This window comes from Kitasatospora sp. NPDC097643, assembly GCF_040302625.1.
Classification (GTDB): Bacteria; Actinomycetota; Actinomycetes; order Streptomycetales; family Streptomycetaceae; genus Kitasatospora.
Genome location: NZ_JBEOSA010000008.1, coordinates 86,348 through 113,132, shown reverse-complemented (window position 1 = coordinate 113,132; position 26,785 = coordinate 86,348). Strand labels below are relative to the sequence as shown.

At 74.6% G+C, this 26,785-nt stretch carries 11 protein-coding genes; 7 read left to right on the top strand and 4 right to left on the bottom strand.

Annotated features, from left to right (window positions below; translation table 11 throughout):
• Nucleotides 1-112: 112 nt before the first annotated feature.
• The 6 genes from ABTY15_RS08125 to ABTY15_RS08100 all read left to right on the top strand — a co-directional run bounded on the left by ABTY15_RS08125 (nucleotide 113) and on the right by ABTY15_RS08100 (nucleotide 16,392).
• A complete protein-coding gene (locus ABTY15_RS08125) occupies nucleotides 113-1,522 on the top strand; it encodes a helix-turn-helix domain-containing protein (RefSeq protein WP_350577978.1) in 1,410 nt (469 codons plus the stop codon).
• A gap of 245 nt (nucleotides 1,523-1,767) precedes the next feature.
• A complete protein-coding gene (locus ABTY15_RS08120; RefSeq protein ID WP_502893449.1) occupies nucleotides 1,768-2,625 on the top strand; it encodes a sterol desaturase family protein in 858 nt (285 codons plus the stop codon).
• Nucleotides 2,626-2,692: 67 nt separating this feature from the next.
• Nucleotides 2,693-11,983, top strand: a complete 9,291-nt coding sequence (locus ABTY15_RS08115) for a non-ribosomal peptide synthetase/type I polyketide synthase (protein WP_350577974.1) — start codon at nucleotides 2,693-2,695, stop codon at nucleotides 11,981-11,983.
• Complete coding sequence (locus ABTY15_RS08110) at nucleotides 11,970-13,649, top strand: phytoene desaturase family protein (RefSeq protein ID WP_350577969.1); 1,680 nt, start codon at nucleotides 11,970-11,972, stop codon at nucleotides 13,647-13,649. The genes ABTY15_RS08115 and ABTY15_RS08110 overlap by 14 nt, the downstream gene beginning before the upstream one ends.
• Before the next feature lie 11 nt (nucleotides 13,650-13,660).
• Nucleotides 13,661-15,325: a phytoene desaturase family protein gene (locus tag ABTY15_RS08105; RefSeq protein WP_350578217.1), complete on the top strand. Its 1,665-nt coding sequence runs from the start codon at nucleotides 13,661-13,663 to the stop codon at nucleotides 15,323-15,325.
• 11 nt (nucleotides 15,326-15,336) lie between these two features.
• Complete coding sequence (locus tag ABTY15_RS08100) at nucleotides 15,337-16,392, top strand: MDR family NADP-dependent oxidoreductase (protein ID WP_350577967.1); 1,056 nt, start codon at nucleotides 15,337-15,339, stop codon at nucleotides 16,390-16,392.
• On the opposite strand, the gene ABTY15_RS08095 is transcribed toward ABTY15_RS08100, so the two are convergent.
• From ABTY15_RS08095 to ABTY15_RS08080, 4 genes are all read right to left on the bottom strand, one after another.
• On the bottom strand, nucleotides 16,393-21,861 hold the full coding sequence (locus tag ABTY15_RS08095; protein ID WP_350577965.1) for a hypothetical protein: 5,469 nt from the start codon (nucleotides 21,859-21,861) through the stop codon (nucleotides 16,393-16,395).
• Nucleotides 21,858-23,369 (bottom strand): PGAP1-like alpha/beta domain-containing protein, encoded by a 1,512-nt coding sequence (locus ABTY15_RS08090; protein ID WP_350577962.1) that lies wholly within the window; start codon nucleotides 23,367-23,369, stop codon nucleotides 21,858-21,860. Before ABTY15_RS08090 ends, ABTY15_RS08095 begins: the two co-directional genes overlap by 4 nt.
• 133 nt (nucleotides 23,370-23,502) lie before the next feature.
• On the bottom strand, nucleotides 23,503-24,888 hold the full coding sequence (locus ABTY15_RS08085) for a hypothetical protein (protein WP_502893448.1): 1,386 nt from the start codon (nucleotides 24,886-24,888) through the stop codon (nucleotides 23,503-23,505).
• Between the two features lie 153 nt (nucleotides 24,889-25,041).
• Entirely contained in the window at nucleotides 25,042-26,289 is a 1,248-nt protein-coding gene (locus ABTY15_RS08080) for a threonine synthase (RefSeq protein WP_350577959.1), read from the bottom strand.
• Between the two features lie 106 nt (nucleotides 26,290-26,395).
• On the opposite strand from ABTY15_RS08080, the gene ABTY15_RS08075 reads away from it, so the two are divergent.
• On the top strand, nucleotides 26,396-26,707 hold the full coding sequence (locus tag ABTY15_RS08075) for a hypothetical protein (protein ID WP_350577956.1): 312 nt from the start codon (nucleotides 26,396-26,398) through the stop codon (nucleotides 26,705-26,707).
• The last annotated feature ends 78 nt before the right edge of the window (nucleotides 26,708-26,785 follow it).

Below are 26,785 nucleotides of genomic sequence, written 5' to 3'. Positions count from 1 at the left end.
ACATTGGTTGAGACCACGTCATGTACGGATCGGGTGCCATCGAGTACCGTCCTGCTCGTCGGAGGGTCTCGGAGGGCCCGCGAGGAGCGGGGCCGAACCGCGGGAGGCAGCCGTGCAGACGACCACGGCCCACGAGCCCGGCCACTGGCGCGAGTTCGGCGCCCGGCTGCGGCACTGGCGGCGCCGGGCCGGCCTCACCCAGGCCCAACTCGGCGCCGGCATCGGCTACGACCACACCGCGGTCAGCAAGATCGAACACGGCACCCGCCGGGTCACCCCGCGGATCGCCGACCGGCTGGACGAACTCCTCGGCGCCGGCGGGGACCTACGCACCGCCTGCCACCGCGCCGAGACCGCCGAGCTGCCCGCCCTGGCGCCGTTCACCCCCGGCCTCACCCGCCCCCCGCTGCCCGGCGGACCGCCCGCCGGCCCAGCCTGGACGGCCCCGGCCCGCCCGCCCCTGCTGCTGCCCGACTACGGCCTGCTCTGCCCGCTGCACGGGGCCGCGGGCTGCGCCGTCCCCGAACCCCTCGAACTCGCCGCCCTGCACGCCCAGTTCTGCGCGGACGAACCGGCCGGGGCGCCACCCCTGGACGCCGCCACCGCGCACGCCCTGACCGGGCTGCTCGCCGCCCACCTGCGCTCCGGCGAGACCGGCAGCCACCCCGCCCTGGCCGCCGCCGTCGAACGCACCCTGCACGCCGTGCTCGCCCGGCTGGCCACCGCCACCGCCGCGCAACGCCGCCCGCTCGCCCGGCTCGCCGCCGAACACGCCCACGCCGCCGGGGTGTTGCGGATGCAGGGCGGGCGCAACGCCACCGCGATGGCCTGCTTCGACCGCGCGCTCACCTGGGCCGAACTCGCCGGCGACCAGGCCACCCAGGTCGCCGCGCTCAGCGACATGAGCACCCTGGCCCGGCTCGACGGGGACCCGGTCGCCGCGCTCGGCTACGCCCGGGAGACCGGCCGGGCCGCCCCCGGGCGGCACTGGTCCGGCGCGATGGGCCAGATCGGCCGGGCCCGGGCGTACGCGCTCACCGGTGAGGTCCGGGCGACCGTCCGGCACATCGGCCGGGCCCGGCTGCACCTGGACCACATCGGGGCCGGGGACGAGGCCGACGCGCCGTGGCTGTCCATCGCCTCGATGCGGCTGCGGGTGGAGTCCGGCGCGGCCGCCGCCCTGCGCGACCTCGCCGCCGCCGTCGACGACCCCCGGCTGGCCCGGCGCGCCCTGACCGCCGCCGAGACCGCGCTGCACCTGCTCGGACCGGCCCAACTACCCACCGCCCGGCTGCTGTTCACCGTCCGGGTGGCGGACTGCCACGCCTGCGCGCACGACCCGCAGACCGCCGTCGAGCTGCTCGGGCCCGCACTGGAGGCCTCCCCGGCCGAGGCCCTGCCGGCGCTGGTGGGGTACGAGCTGCGCGGCCTGCGCGAACGCCTGGCGGCGCACCGGCCGGAGGTCTCCCGGCGCCTGGTGGAGCTCGCGGAGTACTCCTCGCTCGCCTCCGGGCGCTCCTGACCGGCGCCGACGCCCGCCCTCCTGCCCACCCTCCGGCACTCGCTGCGCCGGGGCGGGATTCGTCGACCGTGGTGGGGGCAGCAGCTTCGACGGGGCGGGTGCGATCGATCCGACGAGACGTCAAGTAAGTGCCGCCATCGTCCGCCGTTCGGGTTATCGGCACGTCGAATGGACTTCGTAGCGGGTGCCTCGGGCTAGCATCACTGACGTTTCCGTTCGTTAGTCCTCGAATAACCAAGGAGCGCGTGCTGTCTGCCATCGCACGTCGGGTCGGTTATCCGCTGTTGCTCCTGGGAGTGCTGTCGACGGTCGTGGCGACGCTGCGTTTCCGCTGGGACCTCGATCGGGTCAGCGGGCTGACGCTGATCGGTACCATCGGGTACCTGGCGGTGCTGGAGCGGCTGATCCCGTACCGGGTGGACTGGTGGCCGACGCGGCGTGAACTCGGCTGGTACGCCGTGTACTTCGCGCTCAGCATGGTGGGCGGCGGGCTGGCCCAGACGCTGGTGACGGCGTTGGTCGGGCTGATCGCGCCGGCCCGGCCGGGCCTGCCGTTCGCGGTGCAGGTGCCGCTCGCCCTGCTGGTCGGTTCGCTCGGCGACCACCTCGTCCACCGGTGGTCGCACCACAACCGGTGGCTCTGGCGGTTGCACGGCGTCCACCACGTTCCGGCGAAGGTGAATGTCGCCAACAATGGCGTCAATCATTTCCTCGACGTTTTCCTGGCGCAGGCCGTCGTGCAGTGCGCGTTGGCGCTGATCGGATTTTCCAAGGAATCAGTGTTCGCGGTCGGAATATTTCTCATCGCCCAGGGATATTTCGTCCACGCCAACATCGACGTCAGTCTCGGCCGGCTGGGCCACGTCCTGGCCGGCCCGGAGCAGCACCGGCTGCACCACAGCACCGACCTGGCCGAGGCCGGCCACTACAGCTCCGACCTGTCGCTCTGGGACCACGTCTTCGGGAGCTTCACCTGGCGACCCGGCCGCACGCCGGCTGCCGTCGGCCTCGCCGACCCGGCCGCCTTCCCGGCCACCGGTGAGCTCGGCGCCACCCTGCTGCACCCCTGGCGCCGGGTGAAGGCCGCCGAACCGTCCGTCTGACCCGGCCCACGAGGCCGTCCCCTCCGCCCGTGTCCGCGTCGGCACGCCATCACCCTCGGATTGGATCATGACCACCTCGCCCACCGACGTGCCCTGCGACCGGATCGCGATCACCGGTATCGGCTGCCGCCTGCCCGGGCACGCCAACGACCACCGGAGCTACTGGCGCAATCTGATCGAGGGCCGCGACTGTCTCACCCCGACGCCCGCCGACCGGTACGACGTCGGCTCGCTGGGCAGCCGGGACCGGGCCAAGCCGGGGCGGCTGATCGGCGGCCGGGGCGGGTACATCGACGGCTTCGACACCTTCGACCCGGACTTCTTCGGCATCAGCCCGCGCGAGGCCGCGTACATGGACCCGCAGCAGCGCAAACTGCTGGAGGTCAGCTGGGAGGCGCTGGAGGACGGCGGCCACCGGCCGGCCGAACTCGCCGGCCGGGACGTCGGGGTGTACGTCGGCGCGTTCACGCTGGACTACAAGATCGTGCAGTTCGCCGACCTCGGCTTCGAGACGCTGGCGGCGCACACCGCGACCGGCACCATGATGACGATGGTGTCGAACCGGATCTCGCACGCCTTCGACTTCCGCGGCCCCAGCGTCTCGATCGACACCGCGTGCAGCTCCTCCCTGGTGGCGGTGCACCTCGCCTGCCAGAGCCTGCTCCGCGGCGAGACCGAACTCGCCCTGGCCGGCGGCACCTTGCTGCACATGGCGCCGCAGTACACGATCGGTGAGACCAAGGCCGGCTTCCTCTCCGCGGACGGCCGCTCGCGCGCCTTCGACGCCGCCGCCGACGGCTACGTCCGGGCCGAGGGCGTCGGCGTGGTGGTGCTCAAGCGCCTGACGGACGCGCTGCGCGACGGCGACCCGGTGCACGCCGTGATCATCGGCAGCGGCGTCAACCAGGACGGCCGCACCAACGGCATCACCGTGCCCAGCGCGGACGCCCAGGTCACCCTGATCGAACGGGTCTGCGCCGAGGCCGGGGTGCTGCCCGGCAGCCTGCAGTACGTCGAGGCGCACGGCACCTCGACCCCGATCGGCGACCCGATCGAGGCCGCCGCGCTCGGCCGGGTGCTGGGCATCGGCCGCCGCCGCGGCGAGCGCTGCTACGTCGGGTCGGTCAAGACCAACATCGGGCACACCGAGTCCGCGGCCGGTGTGGCCGGGCTGATCAAGACCGCCCTCGCCCTCGAACACCGCCGGATCCCGCCGCACCTCAACCTGGAGCGGCCGAACCCCGCGATCGACCTGGCCGCGCTGCCCTTCGAGATCCCGCGCACCGCGGTCGACTGGCCCGCGCACGACGGACCGGCCCGGGCGGGCGTCAACTCCTTCGGCTTCGGCGGCACCAATGCGCACGTCCTGCTGGAGGAGCCGCCGGGTCGCGCGCCCGCCGCGCCGGTGCCGCCGCCGGCCCGCACGGTGCTGCCGCTGAGCGCCCGGGACGCCGCCGGCCTGCCCGAACTCGCCGGCGGCATCCGGCGCGAACTCGCCGCCGGGGCCGACCTCGCGGACCTCGGCCACACCCTGGCCCACCGGCGCCAGCACCTGCCCGAGCGGCTCGCCGTGGTCTACTCCACCGGGCCGGAGCTGGACGAGGCACTGGCCGCGTACGAGCGCGGCGAGGCGCACCCCCGGGTGGTCCGGGGCCGCGCCCGGGAGCGCCGACTGCGCCGCCTCGCCTGGGTGTTCACCGGCATGGGCCCGCAGTGGTGGGCGATGGGGCGGGGCCTGTACGACACCGAACCGGTCTACCGGGCGGCCGTCGAGGCCTGCGACCGGGAGATCCGCGCGCAGGCCGGCTGGTCGCTGCTGGACGAGCTGCACCGGAGCGAGGCCGACTCCCGGATGGCCGGGACCTGGCTCGCCCAGCCCGCCAACTTCGCCCTCCAGGTGGGCCTTTCGGCGCTCTGGCGGAGCCACGGGGTGCGCCCCGACGCGGTGGTGGGGCACAGCACCGGCGAGGTCGCGGCCTTCCACGAGGCCGGGGTGTACGACCTGGCGGACGCCGTCCGGGTGGTGCTGGCCCGCAGCAGCCTGCAACAGCGCCTCACCGGCACCGGCGGCATGCTCGCCGTCGGCCTCCCGGAGGCCGAGGCCGAGCGGTGGATCCGCCCGTACCGCACCCGGGTGTCGCTCGCCGCCGTCAACAGCCCCGCCGCGGTGACCCTGGCCGGCGACACCGAGGCGCTGCGCGAACTGGCCGGGGAACTCGGCCGGCAGGACGTCTTCGCCCGCCTGCTGGACGTCCAAGTCCCCTACCACAGCGTGCGGATGGACCCGATCCGGAGCGAGCTGACCGACGCCCTCGCCGGGCTCAAGGCGAACGAGGCGCGGCTGCCGCTCTACCTGACCGCCCGCGAGGGCCGCGCCCGCGGACCCGAGCTGGACGGCGCGTACTGGTGGCACAACGTCCGCCACCCGGTCCGCTTCCGGTCCGCCGTCGAGCGGCTGGCCGAGGACGGGCACGGCCTCTTCCTGGAGCTCGGCCCGCACCCGGTGCTCGGCCACGCCGTCCGCGAGTGCGTCGACGGCGCGCACACCCTGGCCTCGCTGCGCCGGCACCAGGACGAGCCCGCGCACTTCGCCCGCACGCTCGCCGAACTGCACACCCTGGGCGTCGAGTTGAGCTGGGACGCGCTCCACCCGGCCGGGCGGCCGGTGCCGCTGCCCGGGTACCCCTGGCGCCGTGAGCGGTACTGGGTGGAGCCGAAGCCCGTCGAGCAGGTGCGGCTCGGACAGGTCGACCACCCGCTGCTCGGCCGGCGCACGGCCAGCGCCCAGCCCGGCTGGACCACCGCGCTCGACCCCGAGCGGCTGCCCTACCTGGCCGACCACCGGATCGAGGGCCAGGTGGTCTTCCCGGCCGCCGGGTACCTGGAGATGGCCGCGCAGGCCGTCCACGCCCTGACCGGCGGCACCGAGGTGGTGCTGGCCGAGGTCGAGCTGAACCGGGCGCTGTTCCTCTCCGCGGCCGAACCCACCCACGTCCAGTTCGGCTACGCGCCCGAGGACGCCCGCTTCACCGTCGCCTCCACCCCGAACGGCGGCGAGCCCGTGGTGCACGCCACCGGCCGGATCCGCACCGGCCAGCGGCGCACCCACGGGCCCGCGCCGGACCTCGCGGCGGTGCGCGCGGGGCACACCCGCTTCGACGGCCCCGACTGCTACCGGCGCCTGGCCGAACGCGGCTACCACTACGGGCCCGCCTTCCAGGCCATCGAGGAGGTCTGGGCCGGCCCCGGCGAGGCGCTGGCCAGGATCCGGCCGACCGGGCACCTCGGCCCCGAGGCGGCCGACCACCACCTGCACCCGGTGCTGCTCGACGCCTGCTTCCAGACCCTGCTCGCCACCCGGCTGCTCGCGGCCGAGGACGGCGGCATCCGGCTGCCGGTCTCGATCGAGGAGGTCCGGCTCGACCGGATCGGCGCCCGGCCGCTCTGGGCGCACGCCACCGTCACCCGGGAGAACGGCACCGAACTCGTCGGCGACCTCGCCCTCTTCGCCGAGGACGGCACCCCGCTCGGCCGGATCACCGGCTTCCGGGTGACCGACGTCGCCCAGGCCCCGGCCGCCGTCGGCCTCGCCACCATCGACGGCTGGCTCAGCGAACTCGCCTGGGTCGACGCCGCTCCGATGCGGGCCCCGGCCGAACCCGGCGACCTGCTGCTGTTCGCGGACGCGACCGGGCGCGCCGAGAAACTCGCCGAGCTGGCCGCGGCGCGCGGGGCCCGCTGCCACCTGGTCCGCCCCGGCGACACCTACCGGAGCACCGCCGAGGGCTCCACCGTCCGCCCCGACTCCGCCGAGGACCTCACCCGGCTCCTCGCCGAGCTCGACCCCTCCTTCCGCACCGTCGTCCACCTGTGGAACCTCGACCTGCCACGGCTCGACGACACCGGGCGGGACGGCCTCGACCGGGTCGCCACCCTGGGCGCCTACGCGCTGATCGCCCTGGCCCAGGTGTTGCCCGCGGCCCGGCCGGACGGGCGGCTGCACATCGTCACCCGCGGCACCCAGGCGGTCGACCCCGGCGACCGGGTGGAACCGCTCGGCGCCGCGGCCTGGGGCCTCGGCCGGGTCCTCTGGCAACAGGAACTCGCCGCCCAGCGCGGCACCCTGATCGACCTCGACGCCGGCGCCGACCTGCTGGACGACGTGGACGCGCTGCTGCGCGAGCTCGGTGCCGACGACGAGCAGGAGATCGCCCTGCGGGCCGGCGGTCGGCGCCTCACCAGTCGGCTGCGCCGGGCCGACGGCCTCACCCGCCCGCTGCCGATGAGCCTGCGGCCCGACGGCGGCTACCTGGTCACCGGCGCGTTCGGCGCGCTCGGCCGACTGCTCTGCCGCACCCTGGTCCGGCGCGGTGCCCGGCGGCTGGTCCTGCTCGGCCGCACCGCCGTGCCCGGGCGTGAGCAGTGGGCCCGCACCGACCCCGACAGCCCGGCCGGCCGGCGCATCGCCTTCCTGCGCGAACTGGAGGGGCTCGGCGCCGAGGCGCGGGTGGCCCCGGTGGACGTCACCGACGAGGCCACCCTGACGGCCTGGCTCGCCGACTACCGCCAGCGCCAACTCCCGCCGATCCGCGGGGTGTTCCACCTCGCCGGCCAGGTCAGGGACACCCTGCTGCCGCAGATGGACCGGGCCGCCTTCGACGCCGGGTACGCGCCGAAGGTGGTCGGCGGCTACCTGCTGCACCGGCTGCTGCGCGACGAACCGCTCGACCACTTCGTCCTGTTCGCCTCGGTCGCCTCGCTGCTGACCACCGCCGGCCAGACCAACTACGCGGCGGGCAACGCCTTCCTGGACGCGCTGGCGCACCACCGCCGGGCCGACGGCCTGCCCGCGCTCAGCCTGGACTGGGGCCCGTGGGCGACCGGCATGATCGAGGAGCTCGGGCTGGTCGCCCACTACCGGAACGCCCGCGGCATGAGCTCGCTCCCGCCCGAGGCCGGTACGGCCGTCCTGGAACGCGTGATCGGCCAGGACCGCGCCCAACTGCTGGTCGCCACCGTGGTCGACTGGCCGGTCTTCCTCTCCTGGTACCCCACGCCGCCGCCCCTGGTCGCCGACCTCGCCGCCACCGCCGCCGAGCCCGCCCCGATCGCGGCGGGCGGCTTCCTGGACGGCTACCGCGAGGCCGACGAGCAGACCCGCCGGGCCCTGGTGGCCGAACGCCTCGCCGCCGCCGTCGCGGCCGTGCTGCGGCTCGACGCCGACCGGGTGGACGAGCAGACCAGGCTCGGCGCGCACGGCCTGGACTCGCTGCTCGCCATGGAACTGCGCGCCCGCGTCCACGGCGAACTGGGCGTGGCCCTGCCGGTGGTGGCCCTGCTGGGCAACGGACCGGTGGGCGAGCTGGTCACCCTGCTCTGCGACGGGCTGGCCGAACTGGCGGCCGCCGACGGCCCGGCCCGGCCGGCGGCCGTCGAGCCGCACCAGGACGAGCGCTGCTACCCGCTCACCCACAACCAGGAGGCGCTCTGGTTCCTCAAGCACCTCCACCCGGACGGCTTCGCGTACAACATCGGCGGCGCCGTCGAGGTCCGCACGGCCATCGACCCGGAGCACTTCGCGGCGGCCTTCCGCACGCTGGTCGCCCGGCACCCCGCGCTGCGCGCCTCGTTCACCGCGGAGGAGGGCCGCCCGGTGCAGCGGATCCGGGACGAGGCGCTGGTCGACACCGCGCTGATCGACGTCGAGGGCCGGCCGTGGGAGGAGATCCGGGACCTCATCGTCGCGGAGTACCGCAAGCCGTACGACCTGACCAACGACCCGCTGGTCCGGCTGCGGATGTTCCGGCGCGGGCCGGAGCGATGGGTGCTGATGAAGGCCGTCCACCACATCGTGTCGGACGCGATCTCCACCTTCACCTTCATCGAGGAGCTGTTCGAGGTCTACGAGGCGCTGCGGCACGGGCGGACGCCGGACCTGCCCGCCGTACCGGCCCGCTACCTGGACTTCCTCAACCACCAGCGGCGCTTCCTGGCCGGCCCCGAGGCCCGCCGGATGCTCGACTACTGGCGCGGCCGGCTGCCGGCCGAGGTGCCCGTGCTCAGCCTGCCCACCGACCGGCCGCGGCCGGCCGTGCAGACCCACAACGGCGCCTCCGAGTTCTTCCAGCTGGACGCCGAACTCACCGCCCGTGTACACGAGTTGGCACGCGAACACAACGCCACCCCGTTCATGGTGCTGCTCGGCGCCTACTACCTGCTGCTGCACCGCTGGTCCGGGCAGCAGGACATCGTGGTCGGCAGCCCCGTCACCGGCCGCACCCAGGAGGAGTTCGCCGCCGTCTACGGCTACTTCGTCAACCCGCTGCCGCTGTACGTCAGCCTGGCCGGGGAGCCGACGGTGGCCGAACTGCTCGCCCGGGTCAGGGAGAGCGTGCTCGGCGGCCTGGACCACCAGGAGTACCCCTTCCCGCTGCTGGTCGAGCAGTTGGAGCTGCAACACGACCCGAGCCGCTCCGCGGTGTTCCAGGCGATGTTCATCCTGCTCACCCACAAGGTCGCCGTGGAGCGCTTCGGCTACCGCCTGGAGTACATCGAACTGCCCGAGGAGGAAGGACAGTTCGACCTCACGCTGTCCGCCTACGAGGACCGCTCGGACGGCAGCTTCCACTGCGTCCTCAAGTACAACTCCGACCTGTTCGAGCCCGCCACCGTCCAGCGGATGGCCGGGCACTACCGCAACCTGCTGGACGCGATGACCCGGGCCGCGGCGGACCGGCCGGTCGGCCGGCTGCCGATGCTCGACCGGGCCGAACGCCGGCGCATCCTCACCGGGTTCAGCGGCGCCGGCCGGCGGATCGAGCACGACGTGCCGGTGCCCGAGCTGATCGCCAAGGCCGCCGCCGAACACCCCGAGGCCGTCGCCGTCGTCGCCCCCGGGCCGGACGGCGTGCAGCGCCTCGGCTACGGCGAACTCGACCGCCGCGCCCAGCGGGCGGCCCTGCGGCTGCGTGAACTCGGCGTCGGCGAAGGGTCGGTGGTCGCGGTCTGCCTGGACAAGTCGCCCGAGCTGATCGTCACGCTGCTGGCCGTCTGGCGGGCCGGCGCCGCCTACCTGCCGCTCGACCCCGGACACCCGGCCGACCGGCTCGCCTTCCAGGTGGCCGACGCCGGGGCCGCCCTGGTCGTGGTCGACGAGCGGCGCCCGCTCCCGGCCGGGCTGCCCGCCGAGCCGGTCACCCTGGAGGAGCTCGACCGGCCCGCCGGCCCGGGCGGCCCGCTGCCCGCCGCGGACCCCGACCGGCCCGCCTACGTCATCCACACCTCCGGCTCCACCGGCCGCCCGAAGGCCGTCCGGGTCGACCATCGCAACCTCGCCGCCGTCACGGCCGGCTGGCGCGCGGAGTACCGGCTGGACACCGAGGCCAGGGTGCACCTCCAGATGGCCGGCACCGCCTTCGACGTGTTCTCCGGCGACCTCGCCCGGGCGCTCAGCACCGGCGGCACCCTCGTCCTGGTCGACCGCGAACTGCTCTTCGACACCGCCCGGTTGCACCGGGTGATGCGCGAAGAGGCCGTCGACTGCGGCGAGTTCGTGCCCGCCGTGGCCCGCGCCCTGCTGGCCCACTGCGAACGCGAAGGCCTGCGGCTGGACTTCCTGCGGTTGCTGATCGTCGGCTCCGACTCCTGGAAGGCCGCCGAGCACCGGCGGCTGCGCGCCCTCTGCGGCCCGCGGACCCGGCTGGTCAACTCCTACGGCCTGACCGAGGCCACCATCGACAGCAGCTACTACGAGGGCGACGCCCAGGAGCTGGAACCCGGCCGGATGGTGCCGATCGGCCGGCCGTTCCCGAACAGCGAGCTCTACATCCTCGACCACTACGGCGAGCCGGTGCCGGCCGGCGTGTCCGGCGAACTGTGGATCGGCGGCGCCGGCGTCGCGGCCGGCTACCCGGGCGACCCGGAACAGACCGCCCACCGCTTCACCACCCTGGAGCTCGACGGCGCCCCCGTCCGGCTGTACCGCACCGGGGACCTCGGCCACTGGGGCCCGGACGGCACCGCCCACCTGCTCGGGCGGATCGACGGCCAGGTCAAGATCCGCGGCCAGCGGATCGAACCCGGCGAGATCGAGGCCCACCTCACCGCCCGGCCGGACATCGCCCAGGCCTGTGTGACGGTCCGTCAGAATATGGTGGGGGAGAGCGTGCTGGCCGGATACGTGGTGCCCGCCGAGGGGGTCGAGCTGGACCGCCGCGAACTGCGCCGCCACCTCGCCGAGCACCTGCCCACCGTGATGATCCCCTCCTACCTCACCGAACTGCCCGCCCTGCCGCTCACCCCGAACGGCAAGGTCGACCTCGCCGCCCTGCCCGAGCCGAAGGCCGACACCGGCGGCGCCCGGCACGAACCGCCCGTCACCCTGTACGAGCACCGCGTCGCCGAGCACTGGAAGCGGCTGCTCGGCCTGGACGAGGTCGGCCTCCAGCACGACTTCTTCGAACTCGGCGGCAGCTCGATCCGGCTCATCGAGCTGATCCACCACCTCCGCACCGAGTTCAACATCGCCATCCCGGTCGGCCTGCTGTTCAAGGGCACCACCCTGCACGGCATGGCCCGCACCGTCGAGCAGATCATCACCGGCGAGCTGGCCGGCGGCGAACCGTACCTCTGGTTCAACGCCGAGGCGCCCCACGGCCGTCCGGTCTTCTGCTTCCCACCGGCCGGCGGCCACGGCCTGGTCTACCGGCAGCTCGCCGGCCACCTGCCCGGGCAGCGGATCGCCGCCTTCAACTACCTGACCGGGGAGGACAAGACGGCCCGCTACGCGGACCTGGTCGAGGAGCTGGACGAGAGCGGGCCGTACCTCCTGCTCGGCTACTCGCTCGGCGGCAACCTCGCCTTCGAGGTGGCCAAGGAGCTGGAACGCCGGGGCCGTACCGTCGGCCGCGTCCTGGTGGTGGACTCCCACCGGATCGCCGAGGCCTTCGAGCTCGGCGAGGAGCACCTGGCCGGCTTCGAGCGGGAGCTCCACGACCACCTCCACCGGCACACCGGCTCCCGGATCGTCGCCCAGGAGACCATCGAACAGGCCCGGGAGTACCTCACGTTCTGCAGCCGCACCCCCAACCGGGGCACGGTCGCGGCCCCGATCGGGGTGATCTGCGACCGGGACCACCTCCCGCTGCACGCCGGCGGTGAACCGGGCAGCTGGCACGGCGCCTCGACGGCCGGCACCACCGTGCACCGGGGCCACGGCACCCACGCGGAGATGCTGGACGCCGAGTACGCGGCCCGCAACGCCGAACTGGCCGGCGCCCTTCTGGTCGGCACGCTCCTGCCCGACACGCTGCCGGCCGACGCGGCTCAGGCCGGAGGGGGCGCCGATGGCCACGCCTGACCGCGGACCCGACTGGACCGCCCGGGACCGCCCCCCGGGCGGCCCGCCCCGGGTGATCGTCATCGGCGCCGGCATCGCCGGCCTGGCCACCGGCTGCTACGCGCAGATGAGCGGCCTGGAGACCCGCATCTTCGAGAAGCACGTGCTGCCCGGCGGCTGCTGCACCGCCTGGTCGCGGGAGGGCTACCTGTTCGACTACTGCATCGACTGGCTGATCGGCACCGCCCCCGGCGCCCCCGGCCACCAGGTGTGGCGCGAACTCGGCGCGCTCGACGGAAAGTCCGTCACCGGGTTCGAGGTCTTCAACCGGGTCGTCGACGAACACGGCCGGGCCGTGACGTTCTTCAACGACCCGGACCGGCTGGAGCGCCACCTGCTGGAGACCTCCCCGGCCGACGCGCCGCTGATCCGCCCGTTCTGCCGGGACCTGCGCCGCTTCGCCGCCCTCGACCTGCCCTGGGAGCTCACCCCGCCGCCACTGCGGACCGTCGCCGAGCGGCTCCGGACGGCGCGGGCCGTGCTCCCCGCGTTCCGGCTGTTCTGGCGCACCGCCACCACCCCGATGCGCGGCTTCGCCGACCGCTTCCAGGACCCGCTGCTGCGGCGGGCCCTGCCCAACCTGTTCCTCCAGGAGCCGGCCGGCTTCCCGCTGCTGCCGTACCTGTTCACGCTGGCCAGCGCCCACAACGGCAACGCCGGCTTCCCGCAGGGCGGTTCACTCGGCCTGGCCAGGTCGGTCGAGGAGCGCTACACCTCGCTGGGCGGGGTGATCGGCTACCGCTCCCGGGTCGAGCGGATCCTGGTCGAGGACGGCCGGGCGGTCGGGGTCCGGCTGCGCGACGGCAGCTCGCACTACGCCGACCACGTGGTCGCCGCCTGCGACGGCCCCACCACCGTGGACCGCCTGCTGGGCGGCCGCCACACCAGCCCGACCGCGGATCGGCTCTACCACGACCTCCTGGACCGCCCGGGCAACCTGTACCCGGCGGCGGTCTCGGTGTTCGTCGGCGTCGACGGTCCGCTCCCGCCCGGCGAGCCGCACAGCACCACCTACCTGCTCACCCCCGAGCAGGGCGCCCGGCTGCCCGGTGCGCTGCAGAACAGCCTGGTGGTGCAACTGCGTTCGCAGTACGCGGACGGCTTCGCGCCCCCGGGCAAGTCGGTGGTGCACTGCATGTACTTCAGCGACCACGCCTCCTGGAAGGCCCTGCGCGCCGCCGACCGCCGCGCCTACCGGGCCCGCAAGCAGGAGGCGGCCGCCTTCGTCCGCGGCTTCCTGGAGCGGACCCACCCGGGGCTCGCCGGCCGGATCGAGCTGGTCTCGGTGGCCTCACCCGTCACCACCGAGCGGTTCACCGGCAACACCTACGGCAGCATCCTCGCCTGGCAGGCCTTCTCCGAGGCCGAGGACGCCGCCAACCGGCTGGTGGGCCGGGACCGGATGCGGCTGCCCGGCCTGCGCGGCTTCTCGATGGCGGGCCAGTGGGTCGGCATGGGCGGGCTGATCCGGGCGGCGACCAGCGGCAGGTTCGCCGTGCAGTACCTCTGCCGGGAACTCGGCCTGGAGTTCCGGGCCTGGCCCAGCGACAACCAGGAGCCCTGGCACACCGGCAAGTGGGGCCGGGTACCGAGGCTCGACCGGCACGGCGTGGGAGCGATGGAGTGAACGAGCGCAGCATGGTGATCGTCGGCGGCGGGCTGAGCGGCCTGTCCACCGGCTGCTACGCGCAGATGAACGGGTACCGCACCAGGGTGTTGGAGATGCACGAGATCCCCGGCGGGTGCTGCACCGGCTGGGAGCGGGGCCGGTTCACCTTCGACCCCACCGTGAGCTGGCTGCTCGGCAGCGGCCCCGGCAACGAGATGCACCAGATCTGGCTGGAACTCGGCGCCCTCCAGGGCAAGCGGATGCGCAACTTCGACGCCTTCAACGTGGTGCGCGGGCGGGACGGCCGGGCCGTCTACTTCTACTCCGACCCGGACCGGCTGGAGGCGCACCTGATCGGCCTCTCGCCGCAGGACACCCGGCAGATTCGGCGGTTCTGCGCCGACCTGCGCAGGTTCCGCCGCTGCCTGACGCTCTACCCCTTCCTCACCCCGGTCGGGCTGATGGGCCGCTGGGAGCGCTGGCGGATGCTGGCCTCCTTCGTGCCGTACTTCAACCTGATCCGGCGCTCGCTGGGCGAACTGATGACCGACTACTCCACCCGGTTCCAGGACCCCCTGCTGCGCGAGGCGTTCAACTTCATCCTCTACGAGAAGCACCCGAACTTCCCGGTGCTGCCGTTCTACTTCCAACTCGCCGCGCACGAGGGCCTGTCGGCCGGGGTGCCCGAGGGCGGCTCGCTGGGCCTGGCCCGCTCGATCGAGCACCGGTACAAGCGGCTGGGCGGCGAACTCACCTGCAACGCCAAGGTGGTGGAGATCCTGGTGGAGGACGACCGGGCCCGCGGCGTGCGGCTCAGCGACGGGACGGAGATCGCGGCGGACGTCGTGGTGTCCGCCTGCGACGGCCGGAGCACGGTGATGGACCTGCTCAAGGGGCGCTACCTGAACGACACCTACCGCCGCCTCTACACCCAGTGCATCGACCAGCGCGACCAGGTTTTCCCCGGGTACGTCGCCGTCTTCCTCGGCCTGCGCGAGCCGTTCCCGACCGGCGACCCCTGCACCACCCACCTGCTCGACGACGAACTGGCCGCGCGCCTCACCGGCATCCGGCACCCCAGCATCAACATCCAGTTCCGCAGCCGGCACTACCCCGAACTGTCGCCGCGGGGGACCGGCGTCGTGTTCGCCAGCTACTTCAGCGACATCGCCCCCTGGCGCGCCCTGAGCACCGGCCCCGAACAGGCCGCCCGGATCCGCCGGGGTGAGGAACTGCACACCCTGCCGGTCGGCCGCGGCCGCGAGTACCAGCGGGAGAAGCGCCGGGTGCGGGACGCGGTCGTCGAACTCCTCGAACGGCACCACCCGGGAATCCGGGACGCCATCACGGTGAAGGACGTCTCCACCCCGCTCACCCAGCTGCGCTACACCGGCAACTACGACGGCTCGGTGCTCGGCTGGCAGCCCTTCGTGGAGAGCGGCGAGACCATGGAGGAGGAGATCAAGCGGAACGGCCCGGTGCTGCCGGGCCTGCGCAACTTCTACCTCTCCGGGGTCTGGGCCACCACCGGCGGGCTGATCCGGGCCGCCGCCTCCGGCCGGCACGTCATGCAGTTCATCTGTCACGACGAGGGCCGGCCTTTCACGGCCACCGTGGACGACACCGCCCCCCTGCCCACCCATGTGGTCGACCCCGTCGGCCAGTTCGGTCAGTTCGGTCAGTTCGTCCGATGAGGAGCCAGTCCGTGAAGATCGAGAAGTGGGTCGTCCGCGAGCACGTCGAGGGCGTCCCGGACGTCGACCGGATGTACCAGAAGGTGGTCGAGGACGTGGACGTCCGCCTCGCGCCGGACGAGATGCTGCTGCGGACGAAGTACCTCTCGCTCGACCCGTACCTCCAGGGCATCGCGCTGGACACGCCGATCGGCGACCACATGGGCGGGGACTCCGTCATGGAGGTCCTGGAGGCAGGCTCCGAGGCGCCGTTCGCGGTGGGCGACGTGGTGCACGGCTTCGGCGGCTGGCGCAGCCACGTCGTCAGCAACGGCGCGCCGTCGCCGTGGCAGACCGGGACGTTCCCGATGGTCTTCCCCGCCTACCGTCGGCTCGACCCCCGGGACTACGACGACGCGCTGCCGCTCTCGACCGTGCTCGGGATCATGGGCGGCTCGGGCATGACGGCCTGGGGGACGGTCACCAAGTTCCTGGACATCCGGCCCGGCCACACCCTGGTGGTCGCGGGCGCCTCCGGATCGGTCGGCTCGCTGGTCGGCCAGCTGGCCAAGCGGCGCGGCGCCCGGGTGATCGGCACCACCGCCTCACCCGGGAAAGCGGCCCGGCTGCGCGAGCTGGGCTTCGACGCCGTCGTGCCGTACCGCGACGGCGACGAACCCGAACGGCTGGGCGAGGCCCTGCGCGAGGCCGCGCCGGACGGCGTCGACCGGTACTTCGACAACCTCGGCGGCACCCTCACGGACGTCGTGTTCACCATGCTGAACGTGGACAGCAAGGTCGCGGTCTGCTGGCAGTGGGCCAGCCAGGTCGGTGGCGACTGGGTGGGGCCCCGGCTGCTGCCGATGATCATGTTCCCGCGCACCACGATCCGCGGCATCTTCGCCCCGGAGTGGTTCACCGAGGACAACTGGACGGCGCTGCGCGAGGAGTTGGGCCCCCTGGCGCGCGCCGGCGAGCTGAGCTACGAGCAGACGGTGCACCACGGCTTCGACGCCATCCCGGCCGCCTACCGCAGCCTGTACGTCGACCGGGCCGCCAGCCGGGGGAAGGTGCTCGTCGCGCTCTGATCAGTCGGTTGTCAGCAGCTCCGCGAAGCGTTCGAGCTGCGGCGCGTCCTGCGGCCGGTGCCGGGCCAGCGCCCGCAGCCGGGCGGCCCCGGCGGCGCGTTGGACCTCGGTGCCCTGCTCAGCGGCCGCGGTGAACAACCGCTCGGCCTCGGCCAGGTGCTCGGGTCCGTCGGCGGTGTGGAGGGTGTAGATCCCGCCCAGGTACGGCCCCCAGAACGGCGTGTCGAGGAGCTCGGGCACCGCCATGACCAGCGGGAGGACCGCGTCGGTGTGCCCCTGGTCGAGCAGGTCGGCGGCGGTCTCGACGGCGGTCGCGGGGTCGGTGATCGCCTCGTACACCTCGGCGGCCGGGAGATGGGGGAGGAGGTTGAGGATCCCCAGGTGCTGGCGGGCGTGGTCGTCCGTCACGTGGTCGAACAGGTACTGGCGGACGAGCGGGTCCGTGGTCAGCTCCGGGTGGGCCTGGAGGTGGTCGAGGGATTCCGCCCAGGTGAGGGTGGTCAGCCAGGAGGTGACCAGGGTGATGGCGGCCTGGGTGGCGTTCAGCCGGGCGAGGACCTGGTCGAGCCCGAGCTTGGCGGCCTCGGCCAGCACCGCTTCCAGCAGGGCGAGTTCCGGGTGCTCCGGGAAGAGGACGAGGGCTGCGGCCAGTGCGGCGCCGCCCTCGTCCCGCGCCAGGAGGGAGTGCCACTGCTGGAGGACGGCCGCGCGGCCGGACCAGTCCCGGGCTTCCACCCAGGCGCTGAGCGGGACGGAGTACGCGTCGGGGATGTCGGCGGTGGTCCAGGCCGGGAGGTCCGGGAGGATGCCGTCGAGCGCCGGCGCCGCGGCGGGGTCACGGCGGAGGGACGCGACCTGGAACTGCACCTGGCGTCGGGCCGGCCCGACGGCCGCGGGGTCGCCGGACGCGTCGGCCAGCCGCGCCGCCTCCCGGAGGTCCGCGATGCAGCCAGTGAGGTCGCCGCGCTCGTGGTGCCAGCGCGCGCGGGCCGCCAGCAATTCGGCGGCGGGCGCCGGATCGACGGTCGCGATCGCGCGCTCCCAGGCCGGTAGCGCCGATGCGGGCCGGCCGGCTGCCGTCTGGTGGGCCGAGAGCAGACGAAGACATGAGAGGAGGTCGGGGAGGGCGGCAGGCGGGGCCAGGTAGAGCTCGAACGCCTCGGCGGCGGTGGCCAGCGCGTCTTCGGTTCGGCCGGTCTCACCCTCCACCTCGGAGCGAAGGGTGAGGGCCAGGGCGAGCGATTGACGGTGGCCGGTGGGTTCCTTCCGCACCAGAGCGCGGAAGAGGTCCACGGCTTCGGTGAGCGTGGCCAGCGCCGCCCGGTGCTCGCCCGCGACCTTCTGCTGGGTGCCGAGACTGACCAGGCCGAGAGCGAGTTGGGGGCGGAAGGCTTCGGGGTGGTCCCGGGCGAGGAGCCGGCAGTGGGCGACGGCCTCGGTGGCGGTCTCCCGGGCCTTCTCGCGTTGCCCGGTCTCGGCCAGCCAGTAGGCCTGGTTGTGAAGGGTTTCGGCGAGGTAGGGAAGGAAGGCGTCGGGGTCGTCGTCGACGAGGCGGCGCTGGATCCCGACCGCCTCGGCGTAGGTCTCCAGGGCGGTGTCCGGATCGCCTGCGGCCGCCCGCAGGTTGGCGAGGTTGGTGAGAGCCGCAGCCAGTTCGGGGCGGAAGGCCTCAGGATGATCGTCCATCTGGGCGCGACGGATCTCGACGGCCTCGGCGACGGTGGCCAGCGCCTCCTCGACCCGGCCGCCCGCGAACTGCCGAATGGCGAGGTTGTGCAGGGCGATGGCAAGCTCCGAGCGGAAGGCGGTCGGGTCGTCCCGCGTCAGCAGACGGTAGACGGCGACGGCCTCGACCGCGTGCTCCGTAGCCGCGGCCGACTGGCCGAGTTGGGCCTGAAAGCGGACCGCGTTGCTCAGGACGTTGGCGAGGCCGGGCAGGTGGGCGTCGTCGTCCCGGACGAGGTCGCGGAAACGGTTGATGGCCTCGGTGACGGTGTCCAGTGCGGCCTGGTGACGGCCGGAGTCCGCGTACCGGGTGGCGAGGTTGTCCAGCGCGGCGGCGAATGAAGGAACGCGGGCGGTGGGGTCGTCCCGGAGGAGGTCGCGGTAGTGGTCGACGGCCTCGGTGGCGTTGTCCAAGGCCTCCCGCCGTTGGCCCGCTTCCGCCTGCTGCCGGGAGAGGTTGGTGAGGGAACCGGCGAGGATGGGCAGGAAGGCGTCCGGGTTGTCGCGCGCCAGGGCGCGGTAGTGGGTGACGGCTTCGGCGATGGTGTCCAGAGACCTCCGGCGATGGCCGCCGTGCGCCAGGTGTTGGGCGAGGTCGTTGAGCGAGCTGGCCAGCCCGGGGAGGAAGGCGGCCCAGTCCTCCCGCACGAGATCCCGGTAGAGCTCCACGCCTTCGAGGGCGGTTTCCAGCGCCTCGCCGTACCGGCCGTCGGTTGCCTGCTGCCTGGCCAGGATGACGAGGGACAGGGCGAGGTCGGGCCGGTTAGCGGCGGGCTCGGAACGCACGAGTGCGCGTTGGAGGTCGACCGCTTCGGAGCTGCTGGCCAGGGCATCCTGCCGACGGCCCACGGCCGCCTGAAGCTTGGCCAGGTTGGTGAGGGACCTGGCGAGGTGGGGCCGGTGGGCGGGCTCGGAATGTGCGAGGCGGCGGTCGATCCCCACGCCCTCTGTGGCGGTGTCCACCGCCGCCCGGATCTGCCCACAGTTCGACTGCCGGGCGGCGAGGTGGCCGAGCGCATTGGCGAGGCCGGGCAGGTGCGCGGCGGGGTTGGATGCGGCGAGGTCGCGGTAGTACGCGACGGCCTGGAGGATGGCGCGCAGCGCCTCCTGTGGGCGGCCCGCGTCGCCCTGGGCGCTGGCGAGTGCCCCGAGGGCCTTCGCGAATTCGGGCAGGTCGGCGGTCCGGTCACTCCGGGCGATCGTCCGGTGGATCTCCACGGCCCTGGTGGCGGTGGTCACGGCCGTGCGGGCGTCGCCGACCATCGCCTGCTGGACGGCGAGGTTGCTGAGCGCGATGGCGAGCAGTCGGAGGTGGGTAGCCGGATCCTCCTGGGCGAGGCTGTCCTGGATCCCGACCGCCTCGGTCGCGCTGGCCAGCGCTGCCCGGCCGTCGCCCGCCTCCGCTTGGTAGACGGCGAGGTTGCTGAGGGCCATGGCGAGGAGGGGCGAGAACCGGGCGGCGTCGTCGCGGGCCAGGATCCGGTAGTGAGCCACCGCCTCGGTGCTGCTGTCCAGCGCGGCCCGGTGCTGCCCGGCCCGGGCCTGCCGGGGGGCCGAGTTGTGGAGCCAGGTGGCCCAGTCGGCCCGGGCGGACTCGGAGGCCTCCGGGGACTCCGTCGGGCGGAGGCGCTCGACGGCGATCGACGCCAAGCGGCTGAGCGTGGTGTGGTCGGCGGGGACGGAGACGGCGATCCGATGGAGCGGGAGCGGCGTGGGTTCGGCGCGGGCCAGGTCCTCCAGGACCGGGACGAACGGTCCGCCCTGGGCGGAGGCGACCAGCAGCGCCTGCGGCCACAGTTCGGGCTCCGCCGTCATCGCCGCCGCCGCCAGACCGGGCCCGGCCTCGTGGTGCTGCGACCCGGCCACCCGGGTGATGCCCACGCAGGCGCTGAGCCGTTCCAGCTCGCTCGCCACGCCGAGGGAGGCCCCGAGCAGCTCGGGGGCGTCCCGGAGCACGGTGGCCGTCAGGTGCGTCCCCAGCGGGTCGGGACGGACGGCGACCGTGCCGTCCTCGGGGGCGGCCGGCAGCAGGTCCTCGAACAGGGCGGTGAACTGGTCCCGTCGGACGCCGTCGCGGGCCAGCTCGGGGACGGCGGTGAGCACGTGGTCGAGGCGGTCGGCGCGCGGGGCGAGCAGGCTGATGCAGGCCCCGGCCTCGCGCAGCACCTGCTTGGTGCGCCTGGACGGCGGGCCGATCTGGGCGGTGTACGCGCGCTCCCAGTAGCGCAGTTCGTGGGCGAGGATCTCCTCGTGCAGGTCGGCCTCGGCGGTGGGGCGCGCGCCGACGGGCCGGGCGCCGGTGTGGCGGGCGGCGAGCCAGGCGAGCATGACCAGGTCGAGAGTGGTCCAGGGGTCGCTGCCGGGGTCCTCGGGCGGCGCGGCGCCCAGGACGGTGGCGTCGGGGACGCCGAAGGAGCGCAGGGCCGCCCGGTAGACGCCGGTCTGGCGCGGGTGGCGGGCGGCGAGGGCGACCTTGCGCTCGTGGAACGGGTGGCCCTCGCGGCGCAGTTCGGTGGCGACGTCGTGCTCCCACCAGTCGCCGATCGAGCGGGCGGTGAGCAACAGACAGGTCGGCTGCTCGCGGCCGCGCAGCACGCGCAGCAGCAGGAGGAGGTCGTCGGTCCTACGGTCCTCCGCGTAGTCGACGACCACCAGCAGCGGGGAGGCGACCCGGGCCAGCCAGGCGCAGTCCTGCGGGTGCGGGGCGCGGGCCAGGAAACCGGTGTACCAGCCCTCGGCGGCCAGCCGGGTGGCGAGTTCGGCGGCCAGCCGGGTCTTTCCGGCGCCGCCGGTGCCGTGCAGCAGGGCGATCCGGGTGGCGGGGGTGGCGTTGCGGTCGGGGCCGGGGTCGCGGTCGCGGTCGGGGGAGCGGAACCAGTCGCGCAGGTAGTCGAGTTCGTCGCGCGGGTGGAAGCGCACGGTCTCGTGGCGGGCCCAGAGCAGGCGCAGCGGGCCGACCTCGTCCGGGTGGGCGGGCAGCGGCTGGTAGGGCGGGGCGAGGACGGCGCCGGCGGGCTGGTCGGGCAGCGGGTGGGGTGCCCGTTCCGGGTAGCCGAGGCCGATGTCGAGCGTGACGGCGAGTCGGCCCTCGGCAGCGGCCGCGCGCAGCAGCCGGGCGCCGTGGGCGACCGAGTCCTCCCAGGGCTGGACGGTACGCCGCCTGGGGTCGGCGGCGTCGGCGCGGGCGGCGGTGCCGGTGATGTCGACGGCCAGGTAGGCGCCGGGGGCGTCGGCGGTGTCGGCGAGCTGGTCCAGCAGGTCCGCGGGCAGGGTGCGCCAGTCGGGCGCGTCCTCCTCGGCGCGGTGGTCGCGGTCGGCGCGGTTGGCCCAGGTGCCGTCCAGCCGGACCGCGACCAGGGCGTGCGCGGGCTCGCCCGGTCGGCCCGCGAGGACGGCGAGCAGCGGGTGCAGGCCGGCGTCCAGGCAGGCGCCGGCGTAGGCGAGGGCGAGGTCGAGGCAGGTGGCGTGTCGAGGCGTCTCCAGCACCTCGTACGGCGGGCGGACGGTCTGCTGTCCGGGGTCGCTGCTCGGCGCCTCGTCGGCGTAGCTGATGCCGCGGGCGGCGAAGGCCTCGTACAGCGCCCGGGCGCGGCCCGCGGCGGGTCCGTCGCCCGGGGCGGGCAGGGCGCGGCCGAGCAGGTCGGCGGGCGCGCCGCGGACCGGTTCGTCGGGGCGGCGGCGCTGGACGTAGGCCAGCAGCTGGGCGGGTTCGTCGGTGGCCCAGCGGGGCCAGGCGGTGCTCACGCCTCGACCTCCAGGGTGCCGGGCGCCAGGGTCTCGTCCTCCAGTGCGTCGGCCTCCAGTGCGTCGGTGTCGAGGATGCCGAGGACGTCCCCGGTCGTGAGCCGGCCGGTCACCGGCACCTCGGTGGCGGCGACCTCCACCCGGTACGTCCCGGCGGGCAGGGGCCCCAGCTCGGTGTGCCAGGACGCCCCGCCGGTCGACCTGGCGGCCTCCCGCCACGGGGTGACGGACCCGCCGGCCGGGCGGAGCCGGACGCTGACCCGGGTCCGCTCGTCGGCGTCGGCGCCGTGCAGGGTGACGCCGAGCGGGACGGGCCGCCCGGCGGGGGCGGTGTCGTCCAGGTCGAGCCCGAGCCACGGGCGGTCGGGGGCGTCGCCGCGCACCGCGTGCAGGGGCTCGCCGGCGTGTTCGGCGAGCAGGTCGAGGACGAGCGGGGTGGCGGCCAGCGGGACGTGCCGTTCGACGGTCGGGCGGCGGGCGTTGAGGTCGGCGTCGAGCTCGATCGGGATCGCCGAGACGGCCGGGACGGTGCCGTCGCCGTGCCAGTCGGGGTTGGGCAGCCAGGGCGCCGGGGTCTTGCCGACCTCGATCCCGGCGGCGGTGCGCAGGGCCTGCTGCGGGGTGGCGTGGCCGCGGCTGAACACGGCGGTCAGCAGCGGGCGTTGCGGCGATCCGGCGAGCTCGTCCCAGGCGGTCTCGATGTCCCGGTGCAGGTCGTACGCGGCCCTGGCGCGGGCCGCGAAGCCGGGTGGCACGAAGCCGGGGTCCGCGAGGCCGGGGTCCGCGAGGCCGGGGTCGTGCGCCAACTGGTGGGGGTACAGGGGGGATTGGCCGTCGCCCGGGCCGATGGCCGGGTAGCGGGGCAGCAGCTCGTACACCGAGGGCCAGCCGCGCAGTACCCCGGTGAGGCCGGTGAGCCGCTTCGGCCCCACCCGCACGCCGTTGACCAGGACGTCCAGGGCCTTCGGCGCGCCGCGGTGCGGGGTGCCGAGGGTGATCAGGGCCGCGCAGTCGGGCGCGCCGCCGCCGGGGCCGAGCCAGTACCGGGCGACCAGCCCGCCCATCGAGTGCGCCACCACGATGACCCGCCGTCGGCGCGTGCCGGGGAGCTCGCCGCCGAGCCGGGCGGCGATCTCGGCGCCCAGCCGCCCGGCGGCGTGCTGGACGCTCTGCCGGAAGTCGTACGGGAACAGCAGCAGGTCCGCCCTGAGGTCGGGCGTGCGGCCCGGGCGTGCGACGTCGACCCGGACGTCGTCGAAGCGGGCGGTGATCCGCTGGACGAGGCGCTGGTAGCCGGGCAGCACGGTCGCGCCGAGCACGGTGACGTCGGGCAGCAGGTCGACCGGGACGAGCTCCGGGGTCTCGTCCAGGCCGAGCCGGTGCGGGCGGGTGCCGGCGGCCACCAGCGCGCGCTTGCGCTCGCTCCACCGGGCCGCGCCCCGCGGCGTGTGCAGCACGCTCCCGCCGATGCCCGGAACCACCACGACCAGATGCCTCAGCCGCGCCATCCGCGCCCCCAACCCTCGCCGTCCGCCGGTCCGTTCCCCCGGTCGGTAAGGACGGTAGCGCCGCGGGCGGTGGTTGCGGGGGCGATCGGGAAAGGCCCGTGCCGGGGCACGGGCCTTTCCCGATGGCGGAGCCTCAGCTGATGGTGAACCAGGTGGTCCGGGACTTCTTCCACTCCGGGTGGGTGAGGTCCTTGGCCGCGGTGCCGTCGCCGTAGAGGTCGGCGGAGCCGTCGTCGGTGATCAGCTGCGTGCGGGCGCCGGGGGCGTCCAGGTTCGGCACGTCCGGGACGGCCTCCCAGGCGCCGGCGTCGCTGGTCGGCAGGTCGAGCAGCTTGACCGGCCGCGAGGTCGGCCGGCCGTCCCAGCGGTACAGCGCGTACGGGTCGGAGTTGTCGTCGGCCGCCCAGGAGCCGGCCACGATCAGGTACTGGCCGAGGTCGTTGCGGCGAAGGTCGCGGACGGAGAGCCCGCCGAGGTCCAGCTCGATCGGGTCGCCGAAGGTCGCACTGGTGGCCGAACCGTCGAACAGCGACGGGAAGTTGGTCACCGGCACGAGCAGCGCGCGGCCGCCGGTGACGGCCGGGGTGAGCGGCGCGCGGAAGCCCACGTAGGCGGTGGTGGTGCTGCCGGGGGCGAACTCCAGGCCCTCGACGTTGAACCCGTCGATCTGCTTGGGCGCCTGACCGTCCGCCGCGCCCGCCGCGAAGCCGTAGCGGTCGCCGTTGGCGACGTCCCAGGCGATCAGGTCGTCGCGCAGCCCGGTGTACGAACCGGCCAGCGTCAGCTGGGTGGTGGCGCCGGAGCCGGTGACGGTGGTGGTGAACAGGGTGTGCCGGTCCGGCTTGACCACGCCGTCCTTGTTGTTGCCGAGCGAGCCGGTCCAGTAGATCGTGTTGCCGACCCGGGCGGCGGCCTCGATGTCGATCTCCTTGGAGACGCCGAGCGCGGCGCTGAAGTCCCAGGTGCGGACGGGCGCGCCGGAGGTGTTGCGGTCGTACAGGCGCAGCGTGTTGGACTCGTCGTCGCCGACCACGATGAAGCCGCCGCCCACGTCCACCGCGGCCGAGGCGTCGCTGGAGCCGGTCAGGTAGCGGCTGGTGGCGGCGAACTGGACGGCGGGGGAGGCGGCGTAGTGCAGGGTTCGGGTGGCGGTCTTGCCGCCGAGGCCGGTGACCTTGACGGTGAGGTCGGTGTAGCCGACGCCCTGCGCGGCGACGGCCAGGGTCCGGGTGCCGCCGGTGCCGGTCACGGTCACGTCGCCGGTGCGGGCGACGCTGCTGCGGGTGGTGGCCGAGGCGGCGACGGTCAGCGCCGAGGCCGAGGCGCCGCTCTGCGCCACCGTGACGGTCACCGTCGGGTCGCCGGTGGCGCCGACCGCGCCGGACAGGTAGCCGGCCGACAGGGTGATCGTCGGGGTGCCGTACGTCACCGCGGCGGCCTGGCCGGCCGGCAGGGCGAGCACGGGCAGCGCCGCGACGGCGACGGCCAGCGGCAGCAGACGGCGGGGGGAACGGGACACGGGGCAGCCCTTCGACACGGGGGCGGTACAGGTCGCGACCAGCCTGGCGCCGCCCGGCGAACGCCGCGCCTACGACAGCGGGCCGGGCGGCGAACAGCAGCGAGTGATTGAGCGCGCCCAGGTGAGCGCGCTCAGGGCTCGTCCGGCATGGCGTCAGCCGCGGATCCCGGCGGCGTGCAGCCGGCGCCGGACCTCCTCCCACTCCGGGGCGACCGGCGCGGTGGGGTGCGCGCCGACGCCCCGGTCCTTGAACCCGCTGGACGTCGAGATGCAGACCACCGGCCCGTCGATCCCCTCCGCCTCCGCCGCCCCGCCGAGGCTGCGCAGCCCCGCCAGCCCGGCCGCGGCGGACAGCTCCGTCCAGAGCCCGGCCCGGGCCAGTTCGGCCTGGGCATCCGCCAGTTGGCCGTCGTCCAGGGTCAGCGCCCGCCCGCCGTCGCGCAGCGCGACCACGCCCCGGTAGCCGCTCACCGGCGCGACGATCGCGTACGCCCCGGTCGGCCCCGGCGTGACGTGCGCGGCCGGCAGCCCCTCCCGGACGGCCCGGGCGAGCGGGGCGGCCGCGGCGGTCTCGCAGGAGTAGAGGCGCGGCATCCGGTCGGTCAGCCCGAGGCGGCGCAGCTCGGCGAAGCCCTTCCAGACGCCGAAGAGCAGCTCGCCGTAGCCGACCGGCAGGAACACCGCGCCCGGCACACCGATCTCCTGGAAGATCTCGTACGCCACGGTCTTGTACCCCTCGGGGCCGTACGCGTGGCCGGTGTGCGTGTTGGTCAGGTTGCTGACCGGGTGCAGGCCGAGCCGGTCGACGACCTGACGCAGCAGCGGCCAGCGCGCCTCCCAGGGCACCGGCAGCACCACCGCGCCGTAGGCGTTGAGGAACGCGTCGACGGCGGGCGGCAGGTCCGGGCCGGCGAACACGACGCAGCGCAGCCCGGCGCGGGCGGCGTAGGCGGCGGCCGAGGCCCCGTGGTTGCCGGAGGAGGCCACCGCGATCCCGGGCGCACCGGCGGCCACGGCGGCGGAGGTGGTGCAGCGGTTCAGCCGGTCCTTGTGGCTCCAGGTGGGGTTGCGGGACTCGTCCTTGACGTACACCCCGGGTTCGAGCTCGATCAACGGGGTGCCGCCCTCGCCCAGCCCCGGCGCGAGCAGCGGCGGCAGCAGCGGGGCCCAGCGGTCCAGGCCCGCGCGCCCGGCGGACGGGGCGAACAGGGCGGCCGCGTCCAGCTTCTCGTAGGCGTAGTCGACCTCGACGGGGTAGGCGACGTCCGCCGTGCCGGTGCGTGGGCAGCCGGCCGTCAGCGGCGGCTGGAGCGGGTAGTCGAGGCCGGGGTCACCGAGGGAACGCTGGCCGGTCGCGAGGGAGGTGTCTGTCGCGGTGTTCGTTGCCGTGTCTGTCGCCATGTCAGGAGCCTAACCGCGTTTCGGTCGTGCGGTACGGAGTGTGTGAATCCGGTTCGGTCGGGCACACTCACCCGGTCGGCGAACGGTGCAGTACCGGGAGGTCGGGATGGACAGCGGCGTGCGGGCGATGGTCGAGGCGGTCGGCGAGGCTCGGCGGCAATTGCGGGAGAACGCTCTGCCGAAGACCCGGGACGGCGGCCGGGACAAGGTGCCGCAGGCCGAGGAGGCCGCGCTGCTGGGCGCCCTCGCGGCACTGGTCGAGGCGGCGGGGGAGCTCGCCGACGGCCTGGTCGACCGAGTGACCACGCTGGACTCCCGCACGGTCTACCACAAGGCGGGCAAGCGGCTGCGCGAACAGGCCACGTACCTGCGGGCCGACCAGCTCAAGGTGACGGCACACACGGGACCGTCCGCGTAGCGGGACCGCCGACGGCCGCCGGCACCCGGGGCGGGTGCCGGCGGCCGTTTCGGTCGTGGTGGGTCGGTCAGCGGTGGG

What these genes read in the sequence shown, in the direction of transcription:
- ABTY15_RS08090 (WP_350577962.1), bottom strand. Translation starts at nt 23,369, where the DNA reads ATGGCGCGGCTGAGGCATCTGGTCGTGGTGGTTCCGGGCATCGGCGGG.
- ABTY15_RS08110 (WP_350577969.1), top strand. Translation starts at nt 11,970, where the DNA reads ATGGCCACGCCTGACCGCGGACCCGACTGGACCGCCCGGGACCGCCCC.
- ABTY15_RS08080 (WP_350577959.1), bottom strand. Translation starts at nt 26,289, where the DNA reads ATGGCGACAGACACGGCAACGAACACCGCGACAGACACCTCCCTCGCG.
- ABTY15_RS08115 (WP_350577974.1), top strand. Translation starts at nt 2,693, where the DNA reads ATGACCACCTCGCCCACCGACGTGCCCTGCGACCGGATCGCGATCACC.
- ABTY15_RS08075 (WP_350577956.1), top strand. Translation starts at nt 26,396, where the DNA reads ATGGACAGCGGCGTGCGGGCGATGGTCGAGGCGGTCGGCGAGGCTCGG.
- ABTY15_RS08105 (WP_350578217.1), top strand. Translation starts at nt 13,661, where the DNA reads ATGGTGATCGTCGGCGGCGGGCTGAGCGGCCTGTCCACCGGCTGCTAC.